This is a genomic window from Candidatus Binatia bacterium (genome assembly GCA_036382395.1).
Classification (GTDB): Bacteria; Desulfobacterota; Binatia; order HRBIN30; family HRBIN30; genus JAGDMS01.
In genome coordinates this window covers 1-9980 of record DASVHW010000348.1, presented here as the reverse complement: position 1 = coordinate 9980, position 9980 = coordinate 1, and the positions used below count along the sequence as shown (strand labels likewise).

The following is a 9980-nucleotide window of genomic DNA, read 5'->3' as shown; positions in this document are numbered from 1 at the left end:
TGTTGTTGGAGCAGTTGCTCAACGGCGATCACGGCGGGCATGTGGGCCAGCGCATTGCCTGCGGCAGCGGCCACCAGGCCGAGTTCATTGACTACCGCCGCAAGCACCTGCAAACGATTCTGGGCGATGTTCAGGTAAGGCCGAGCCGCACACCCGTCAGGGAACTACCGGGTTAGGCCCCGCGGGGGGTGACTGGGCGGACGTGCCGCGGTACAGGGTGCGGAGCCGTTCGCGCAGCCCGCCGAAGCTTCCATTCGACATCATCAGGACGACGTCGCCATGGCGAGCCTCGTCCGCGATAGTGGCCACGATGGCATCAACACCCGCAAGGGCTCGGGCGCGCATGCCCCGAGCCCGCAGGTCGCCAGCCAACTGCTCAGGCGAGAACACGTCCGACTCGACAACCACGTCGGTCTGCTTTTGGAAAACGCCGCCGATGATCACCTGATCGGCGGCGGCAAAGGCCTCGACGTACTCGCGCTGAAAGACTTTACGCCGGCTGGTGTTTGATCGCGGTTCGAACACCGCCCAGAGACGCCGGCTGCCATAGCGCAAGCGCAAGGCCGCAATGGCACCGGCGACAGCGGTCGGATGATGGGCGAAGTCGTCGACCAAGGTGATCCCACTGCAGTCCCCGACGACCTCTTGGCGGCGCGCCACCCCGCGGAAGCTTGCCAGCGCCGGCAGGATCTCGGCTGTGGTCAGGCCCAAGGCACGGGTAAGGACGAACACGCCCAAGGCGTTCCGTGCGTTAATCGGGCCCGGCTGTGGGATAGCGGCAGTGCACTGGAGCACGCCGCCCCGAACGATGTCAAAGACGGTTTCGTCGCCGTTGTCACGGAGATTCGTGGCCCGCCATTCGGCCTCGTGGCAGAGACCAAAGGTCATCCGAGGGTTGTGGGGTGCGGCGACCTCGACGGCGTGCGGAAAATCCGCGGCAACGGCAAGCGGAGCGTCCGACGGCAGCACGCCAATGAGACGGCGAAATGCGTCTTTCACGTGCGACAGATCCCGATAAATGTCGGCATGGTCGAACTCCACCGCAGTCAGCAGCAGCGCCTGCGGCCGGTAGTGGAGAAACTTGGGCCCCTTGTCGAAAAATGCGGTGTCATACTCGTCGCCCTCAACGACAAAGTAGATGCCCGTGCCGAGTTTGTAATTGCCGCCAAAATTCAGCGCTTCACCGCCAACCATCAGGCCGGGATCCAGGCCTGCCTGCTCGAGCACCCAGGCTAGGAGCGCGGTCGAGGTCGTTTTGCCATGCGTCCCGGCAACGACGAGGGGGCGGCGGTCGGCCAGAAACAGCTCTGCCAGGGCTTGAGGGAATGAAACGTACGGCACTCCGCTCGTCAACAACGCTTCAACCTCCGGGTTGGTACGGGACACCTTGTTGCCGACGACGACCAGATCGGGCCGGTCCGCGAGGTTGGTGGCTCTAAATCCTGGCCGGATGGCGATTCCCAACCGCTCCAATATCGTGCTCATCGGCGGGTAGACGTTCTCATCGGAGCCGGATACCTCATAGCCGCGTTCCATCAGCATGCCGGCGAGAGCAGACATGCCGACGCCGCAGATGGCGATCAGATGGATGCGGCGCGCACTGCCGCGGCGCACGGCGTCAGGAATGGCGGGGGCCTGCATCATGGGTGCTCTTCTAGGACAGGGCCTTTACGATCAGATCATGAATGAAAGGGCGGAAGGCTTTGATGAGATCGTTGTCACGATTCGGATGCACGCGGTTGCTCAGCAAGATGACGTGGCGGTCATGTTCCAGGTCGAGCCATGCGGAGGTGCCGGTGAACCCCAGATGCCCGACTGAGTGTGGCGAGAAACAAGTCCCGGTACTCGAGCCGACGGGCGAGGGTGTGTCCCAGCCGAGACACCAGGTGGAAGCCGGCACCGTCTGGTCGCGCGTCCAGAACTCGGTGATGATGCGTGCCGGGATCAGCTGGCCGATGTTGCGGTAGCAGTCTTTGAGGTGACAGAGAATGGTGTCGAGGTCCTTGGCCGAGGTGAATAGACCGGCATGCCCGCTCACGCCACCCATGGCGTAGGCATTGTCGTCATGTACTTCACCGCAGAGAATCTTCTTGCGCCACGCACACCGCTCTGTCGGTGCGATCATCTCGGTGACCGGTTCCAGTCGGCGCGTCCGCAGCAAGGACAGATCGACAAACCCCGTCGCGCGCAAGCCGAGTGGCCGGAAGATGCGTTCATGACAGTAGCGGTCGAGCGCCATGCCGCCGACCTCTTCGATGATTGCGCCGAGCAACATGAAGCCGAGATCGCTGTAGATCACCTGTTTGCCCGGCGCGGCCTCCACATGCTCGCGATGGATGGCCTGGTAGACGTGGGCTTTGGCCGCCTGGCTGGCGAGAAAATTGATCCGGCCGCCGCGCCGTTCGATTTGCTGGATCTCCTTGTAATACGGCCGCCAGGCCGGCAGGCCGGACATGTGGGCGAGGAGATGGCGGAAGGTGATATGCGTTTTTCCGTAGACGCCGAAATTATGGAAGAACCGCGTGACCCGGTCATCCAGCGCGATCTTCCCTTCTTTTACCAGCAGCATCATCGCGATACTGGTGGCAAATGGCTTGGTGAGCGAGGACACGTCGAAAATCGTGTCTTCCCGCATCGGTGTGACTTCCGGCTCGAGGCTGCGGTGGCCAAAGGCCCGGTGGTAGAAGACCCGCGTGTCCTCGCGTACCAGAAGGACCGCGCCGGGAAAGACCCGGCGCCCGACGGCCGCCTCCATTTCGCGCTCGACTTGGTCGAAACTCATCAGACAGTCCTGAGTCCTGAGTCCTGAGTCCTGAGATTGGGACCCCGAGCCTTCAAGATGAAGTCACCGTGTAACTTCACTCGCTTCTGGCTGCCGCGCTGACACGTAGGATATTTGGTCATCTTTGGAACTCAGGACTCAGCACTGTTCCGCCACCGGCGATTCCAGCAAGGTCAGGCGCTCGCCGGCCAGGCGCGCCCGAATGCCGAGCGGCAACGTCAGAGTTCCGAGCCCGTGGCCGCTCGGCAGACCAAAAGCCACCGGATACGGTGCGTCGGCGAAGGCTTCTGCGATGACGTCACGGACTGAGACACGTTCGTTTTCCGTTGCGATGCAGCCGCTCATTTCACCAAAGATGACCCCTGCCACCTCGCCCAGTGCGCCGGCCTGGCGCAGTTGGGTTAGCATGCGATCGACCCGGTACGGCTTCTCATTCACATCTTCCAAAAAGAGGAGACACCCACGTGTCTCCAGCGCATAGGGCGTTCCAAGGGTTGCGACGATTGCCGAGAGGCAGCCGCCAACCAGTGGGCCTTCCGCCGTGCCGGGCTGGACAACGTCCTGTGCTGGTTGATGCCAACCGATGCGATTGCCTGTCAGCATTCTCAGCAAGCTTTCTGCGGCTTCTGGCCGCTGCTGCAAACCGGTAATCATCGGGCCATGGAAGCTGACAAGCTCAGCGCGTTGCACGAAGTCGTTCAGCAAGAATGTGAGGTCGCTGTGGCCGACGAAGATCTTCGGGTGCTGCCGGATCTCAGCCGGATCAATGAGCGGCAAGAGACGTCCCGATCCGTAGCCGCCGCGGGCCGCAATTATGGCCTTGATCGCGGGTGCGCGGAACATCTCATGGAGGTCCTTGGCACGCTCGTGATCCGTACCGGCCAGGTAGCCCGCCTGGTTGCGTGCTGCAGCGCCAAGTTGAATGCGGAATCCGGCGTCCTCGAGGACACGGACACCGGCCTGAAGGCTCGCCTCGTCCACTGCACCCCCCGGTGCCACCACCCCAATCACATCGCCCCGCCGCAACGGGGCCGGCTTGCGAATCATATCCGTACGGCTGAGCTGTCTACTCCTCCAGCGCTTCCATCGCAATGGCGCCGCGCGCCCACGACCCGGTAGTCATGCTCAGTCATCGAGAGCCCTCCTGATCAGTTCTCCCCTATAGCATCGCACAGGGACGCGGAAATGACACGCCAGCGCGGATCGCTGGGAACTCGGCGAAAGGGGGGTTAGGCGTCCGCACAGCCGTTTAAAGCTGTGTTTACTGCCGCGAGCAGCTCATCGACGGTGACCACACCGTCGTGGTTGGCATCAAGGGACAGACACTCGCTGAGTGGCGCAGTGCCTAGAGCGATGTTGACCCCTAGAAGCAGCTCATCAACGGTTACCACGCCATCGTTGTTGCAGTCGCCCGAGCAGGTCCCTGAAATTGATCCGACGGCCACACCGGTCGGGTTCTCACCAACCCCGACTGTGGCAACGACTGCGTTCGTGCCGATGTCGATTACGGAGACATTACCGACTGCCGTGATGTTCAATGGCTGGCGATTCGCCACGTAGACGAAGTGGCCATCGGGCGTGATGGCGACGCCGAGCGGATTCAGGCCGACCCCAATCTCCTTCACCGTGTTGTTCGTGTTGGTGTCGATTACCGAGCCGGCGCACATCCCAGAGTGCGATGCGACATTCTGGATAAATCTGTGTTACAAGTATTCTGTAGGAGGCAGATCATGACTCCACGTCGCATGAGGTTGGGCAGCTGGAATCGGGTTGGGGAAACGCTCGCTGCTGTAACGATCGTTCTTGTGTGTGCCACTGCTGCGCGCGCACAAGATTGTTCGGCACTCCTCAGCTTGTTCCAACAGGGTCGCAGCACGGTCGAAATTGCCCGTGCGACCGGGATGACGGGGAATGAAGTCGAGGCGTGCCGGCGGCAGCTCAGGCGGCCGGTCTTTGTGGGGCCACAGGGTCCGCCGCCGTTAGGTGCGGCTGGACCACCTCCGCGAAATGCTGCAGGTCCGCCGCCCGTAGGTGCTGCGGGTCCGCCGCCGTTCGGGGCGGCCGGAGCACCACCCGTGGGCCACGACGTGAAGCGATTGCCGTGAGGGAAGCTTTCAGCTGTCAGCAATCAGCGTTCAGCTTGGGAGGGACGACAATCCCTCTGGCTGACGGCCGACCACTGATTGCCGGCCGCTTCTTTTCTCACCCAAAGATCCAGGCGCGCTTGCGTGACGCGCCAGGCGGCCTGAATTCACGGCTCGCCTGCTTCAAGGACTCGTTGAACGCTTCGAGCTGCGCCCGCTGGCGTTCCTCGAACGCCTCCAACTCCTTCCGCCGCTCGGTTTGAAAGCGGTCGAACTGCTCGCGCCAGCGCCCGTGGAACTGGTGGAGGGCGCGGCTCACCCGGCCATGCATGGAGGTCGTGACGACATACGAGCCCTGGCAAGAGGGGCAGTAGAGCACAACGCCGCTGCGGAAGTGTTTGTAGGCTACGGCGTAAGTGCCGTGGCAACGGAAGCACTCGATCGGGATCTCCCACCCGCCAATTTCGGGGATGTTGAATGGCGTTTCAGCCGTAGGTTGCACAATGGCCGGTGGCGGAGTCTGGACAGGCGCAGTCTTTACTGGCGCGGGTGCCGGTTCGGCCACCTGCGCTGCTGACGGGGGAGGTGGGGGTGCGGCTGCCTTCGCGGTCGAGGGCGCTGGCTCAGTCGGTTGCGCCGGCGCAGGCGTTGATGCGGGCTTGGGAGCCGCCGTAGCGGCCGACGCCGGTGTCGGAGCGGGAGGTGGCGGCGTCGTTGGTACCGGGACTGCCTGAGGCGCCTCGGCGGCTGGTGCCGCAGCGGCTGCGCCCCCCTTGCGGAAGCGGGAGGGGAAGTCGCCGCCAAAGGTCCCTTCGGGATGGAGCTGCTTTGCCCGCTCAAGTAGCGCGCCTTCGGTTTCCGGATTCTTGGGGTCGGGTATGCAGCAGTCGACCGGGCACACGGCGGCGCAGGCTTCGTGGTCGAAGAACCCCACACACTCCGTGCATTTCTCCGCCACGATGTAAAAAATCTCAGTGGCGATGGGCGGATGGGTGACGCCGGTCAACTCCCATTCCACCCCGCCCTGGTAGATGGCGGTATTCGGGCACTCCGGCTCGCACGCGCCACAGTTGATGCATTCACTGGTAATGATGGTTGCCATTGGTCGACCTCGTGCCCAGCTCCGATACGGCGGCCACCTTACCAACGAGGAAAACGCACCGCAATTGGGAGCCTGAACGGTCTTGAACCGCTGCGACGTGCTGCGGGGCCTAGTTGTACGTCGTTTCGACGTCGCCCTTGCGCAAGCGCTGGGCGATGACTATCTGCTGCACTTCGCTGGAACCGTCGTAGACGCGTGCGACGCGGACATCGCGCCAGATGCGCTCGATCATATACTCGCCGCGGACATAGCCGTTGCCGCCGAAGATCTGCAGGGCGTCATCCACCGTCTGCCAGGCACTCTCCGCCGCCACCAGTTTTGCCGTCGAGGATTCGCGGACGGCCGGGCTGCCGCGATCTAACATCCACGCGCTGCGATACACCACCAGGCGTGCCGCTTCGATCCGCGCGCTCATCTGGGCGAGTCGGAAGGCGATGGCTTGATGCTCCGCCAACGGCTTTCCAAACGTGTGCCGCTCCTCGGCGTAGGTGAGTGCCAGCTCCAGCGCCTTCTGGCCGGCGCCGACGCAGCGCGCACTCAGGGTCGTGCGCCCCTCTGCCAGGGTGCGTTTAGCGTAGTCGAAGCCGCGTCCTTCCTCGCCCACCAGCGCGTCAACGGGGATGCGGCAGTCGTCGAGAACGACCTCCGAGATGCGTGCGCCCTGGTGCCCGATGGTATCGAACACCGCGCCAATGCTCAGGCCCGGCGAGTCCGCATCGACGATGAACGCGGTGATGCCTTTGTCGGTACGGGCGAAGAGGAACAGGTGGTGTGCTTTGGGTGCGTTGGTGATGAAGGTTTTGCGCCCATTGAGGATGTAGCTGTCGCCCCGGCGTTCGGCGCGGGTTTGCAGTGCGGCGGCATCGGAACCAGCGCCGGGCTCGGTGAGCGCGAATGAGCCGAGCCATTCCCCCGTCGCCATCTTCGGCAAATAGTGGCGCTTCTGCTCCTCGGAACCGAAGCGCACGATGCCGACACAGCCGAGGCCGGTGTGCACGCTGATGAAGCTTGCCAGCCCCCACGGGCCGCGCCCCAGCATCTCATGCACCAGCGCCTTCTGCATGACCGACAACTCAAGGCCGCCGTATTCGGCGGGGATGCTGAGAGCGAAGAGCCCCAGACCGCAGGCGCCCTCGATGACATGCGCCGGCAACTCATCGGTTCGATCGATCTCTTTCCAACAGGTGTTGGCTTGCTCCTCGACGAAGTCGCGTACGGATCGCTGCAGAAGCAGCTCATCTGTAGACAGGGCGAAATCCATGGTTCCTCCCGAAGTCGCGGCTTGTATGCTTCCGCGCCCCAACCCTCTACCCGAGTTTCCGGGGCCCATGCAATCGGTGTTGGCGAGCGGGTTATGGTTCCGGGGTGAGGCGGATCAGGACGTTCTTGCCGGTCTCGATTTTCGCGCGGCTGGGCCGGAACATCCCCACCCAGGCAATCCAGTACTTCTGCGAGTAGATCTGTCCGAGGCGCTCCGCGACGGCGCCGTCTTTGACGATCTCGGCCTTGGTCTTGATGAAAGGACCATCCTTGCCTTGGACTGAGACAAAGATCGGACTCCCGCGCTTCACGCGTTTTGCCTTATGGTTGTCGGGAAGGCTGGCAAACAAAATGGCATCGTCGAGGATGCCGAACCACACAGGGACAACGGTGCTGCGCCTTCCGTCTTTGCGTAGCGTGGCAACATAGATCTCCTTGCTGTGCTGCAACTGACCCACGAACTCGGGCGGAAAACGCGTTGTCGGGTCAGCCATGGCGGTGCCTGCTAATACCACAATACCCATGACGGCCGAAATGAAGGCTTGGCATCGCATCTGGAGCAGAGAGAGCATAGCTGAAAACCGACTGGAGAAAACCCCGGGGCTTGCAGGCCGTTCGACCTCACCACTTGGCGCCGACGATAACGCGGATCGGCCGCTTCACATTGCGCTGCCGGCGCAAAAGAACATACAAGGCGCCGGCCCCACCGTCGCACGGGCGGGCACTGGCAAATGCCAGGATGCGCCGCGCCGACTGCCCACGGGCCAGCCAGGTTGCGAGGCGGCTCTTCAGGACCGGAATCTGGTCCTTTGAATTGAGGCCGCGGCCATGGACGATGAGCACACAGCGCTTGCCGCTCTGGTAGGCATGGGTGAGGAACGATTCCACCGCTGGACGCGCCTCTTCGCTCGTCATGCCGTGGAGGTCCAGGTGGTCCTGATAGGCGAACTCGCCGCTGCGCAAGCGGCGCAGCAAGCGCGGATCGAGCCCGACCATTGCGCCTTCGAGGTGTTCGTCGCTGTCGCTGATGTCGAACGGGGCACTGCCACCCACAATATCGCACAATTCGGCGAGCGCCTCGGCGTCGGGATGTGTGATTGCCCGCGCGGGTGAGGCGGGTGCCGGACCTGCAACCCGCGCCCGCGCGCTCGCCTTCAAGGGGGTCACCCCCGCCACGGCTTGGCGGAACAGCGTCGCTGCATCGCTCGGCGGCACAGGTGGCGCGGCCGGGGGTGCCGTCGCTGGCGCTGCCGCTGGGATGGGACGCTGGACCTGCAGCGTGCCGAGAACCCGGAACGGTTGGTGAACGAGTGCAGACTCAGATTGCTGACGAGGACGCTCGGGCCCCATACCGCTGCCTCTCCTGATGCTTCACCTTATTTTCTACAGAAAGCGGCAAGCAACAGCAAATGTTCCGAAAGACCCCAATCAGTGCATCACCTTGGGCATGTCGGTGGCCGCCTGAATGGTGCCGAACGCTTGCTCGTAGCGCGTGATGTTCTCCTCGATCGCTTTGAGGATGCGCTTCATGTGTTCCGGCGTGGTGATGACACGCGACCGAAGGTTCGCCACCGCCTGTCCCTGTGCGGTCCGCTGCGGTTGGACAAACAGGAAATCGAGGACGAACTCCTCTTTGCGGTGACTGATCATCATGAGGTTCGAATACACCCCGGTCGCACTGTCCGCATCTATCTGAATCGAGATTTGATTCTGCGGTGGTGTCGGTTCGTCTGCCATGACTCATTCCCCTCCGTTGTGATGGTGTGGTTACTTGCCCAGTGTCGCCAGCCAGTGCGCGCTGGCTTCGATGATCTCTGCGCAAACAGCCATGCTATCACGCTGCATCGATTTTGGGAGATTGAAGGAATGGTCCCCGCCTTCGATGATGTGAAGTTCCGCGCGCATAGACAAACGGGCGAGCGCCTGTTGCAGCAGGGGGAACTCGCACAGTGCATCGCGGGTGCCGCAAAAGAAAAGCATCGGTATGCGGATGTTGGTGAGGTGCGCAACGCGCAACCGGTCAGGCTTGCGGGGTGGATGCAACGGGTAGCCGAGCAGGAGCAATCCCGCAACCTCTTCGCCGTAGGCGGCTAAGTGCGAAGCGATGCGGCCGCCGAGCGACTTCCCGCCGATCACGATGCGCTGACAGGCAATCCGCCGATCGTTACGGACGGTGTGAAGCACACGAGCATAGCACGCCTCCAGAATGGACGCGTGGTCCGGAGCACGTCCGCCGCGTTCTTTGTATGGGAAATTGAACTTCACCGTCACGTAGCCACATCGCGCCAGACCTTCATGGATGGCGGACAGGAAGGGGCTGTGCATGTCGTTCCCGGCGCCATGGGCCAGAATGACTGCCGGCGTATCGTCCGCAGCGCGTACCTCCGGAAGCGCGACGACAGCCGAGACACTGCCGCCGCCTTCGAGTACGATCTGGCGCTGCTCGAAACAGGTCATCGTCGGTAGTCGATAGTGAGAGAGAAAAGCCGGATGGCCTTCGATCTCCGGCGATCAACTACAGACTATCGAACTGTCCTTCTCAGGTGTCCGCGGCTGTCGGCAGCGACCGCACGACGCGAAGCGAGGCGCGCGGTGGCATGATGCGGCAGTCGCCTTCCAGACAGCCGCCTTCTTTCACCACCAGACTTTGTGCCTCGACCGTTCCGATGAGCCGGCCCCCACTGCCGATTTCGACGCGCTCGGCGCCACGGACCTCGCCGCGGACCTGTCCCAGCACGATCAGCTTCAACGC

The 9980-nt window shown here is 62.9% G+C and carries 10 protein-coding genes and 1 pseudogene; all 11 read right to left on the bottom strand.

From position 1 onward, the window contains the following. Nucleotides 1-156: 156 nt before the first annotated feature. Nucleotides 157-1644, bottom strand: coding sequence for a Mur ligase domain-containing protein (locus VF515_16690; GenBank protein HEX7409268.1), 1488 nt, complete (start codon nt 1642-1644; stop codon nt 157-159). A gap of 10 nt (nt 1645-1654) precedes the next feature. Further along, nucleotides 1655-2782: a serine hydrolase gene (locus VF515_16685; protein ID HEX7409267.1), complete on the bottom strand. Its 1128-nt coding sequence runs from the start codon at nt 2780-2782 to the stop codon at nt 1655-1657. A gap of 138 nt (nt 2783-2920) precedes the next feature. After that, nucleotides 2921-3829 (bottom strand): LD-carboxypeptidase, encoded by a 909-nt coding sequence (locus VF515_16680; GenBank protein ID HEX7409266.1) that lies wholly within the window; start codon nt 3827-3829, stop codon nt 2921-2923. Nucleotides 3830-4011: 182 nt separating this feature from the next. Continuing rightward, the gene (locus VF515_16675; GenBank protein ID HEX7409265.1) at nt 4012-4449 is read right to left on the bottom strand and encodes a hypothetical protein; all 438 of its coding nucleotides are present in this window, start codon (nt 4447-4449) and stop codon (nt 4012-4014) included. 1249 nt (nt 4450-5698) lie between these two features. Continuing rightward, a pseudogene (locus tag VF515_16670) lies at nt 5699-5968 on the bottom strand (4Fe-4S dicluster domain-containing protein). A gap of 109 nt (nt 5969-6077) precedes the next feature. Further along, a complete protein-coding gene (locus VF515_16665) occupies nt 6078-7229 on the bottom strand; it encodes an acyl-CoA dehydrogenase family protein (GenBank protein HEX7409264.1) in 1152 nt (383 codons plus the stop codon). 91 nt (nt 7230-7320) lie between these two features. Then, complete coding sequence (locus tag VF515_16660; protein HEX7409263.1) at nt 7321-7722, bottom strand: hypothetical protein; 402 nt, start codon at nt 7720-7722, stop codon at nt 7321-7323. Between the two features lie 127 nt (nt 7723-7849). Further along, on the bottom strand, nt 7850-8443 hold the full coding sequence (locus tag VF515_16655; GenBank protein ID HEX7409262.1) for a Smr/MutS family protein: 594 nt from the start codon (nt 8441-8443) through the stop codon (nt 7850-7852). 213 nt (nt 8444-8656) lie between these two features. Beyond that, nucleotides 8657-8965 (bottom strand): DUF3467 domain-containing protein, encoded by a 309-nt coding sequence (locus VF515_16650; protein ID HEX7409261.1) that lies wholly within the window; start codon nt 8963-8965, stop codon nt 8657-8659. Between the two features lie 30 nt (nt 8966-8995). Beyond that, on the bottom strand, nt 8996-9685 hold the full coding sequence (locus tag VF515_16645; GenBank protein HEX7409260.1) for an alpha/beta family hydrolase: 690 nt from the start codon (nt 9683-9685) through the stop codon (nt 8996-8998). An 82-nt stretch (nt 9686-9767) separates the two neighbouring features. Then, nucleotides 9768-9980, bottom strand: a 213-nt coding sequence (locus tag VF515_16640; protein ID HEX7409259.1) for a polymer-forming cytoskeletal protein, incomplete at its 5' end; no start/stop codon positions are given.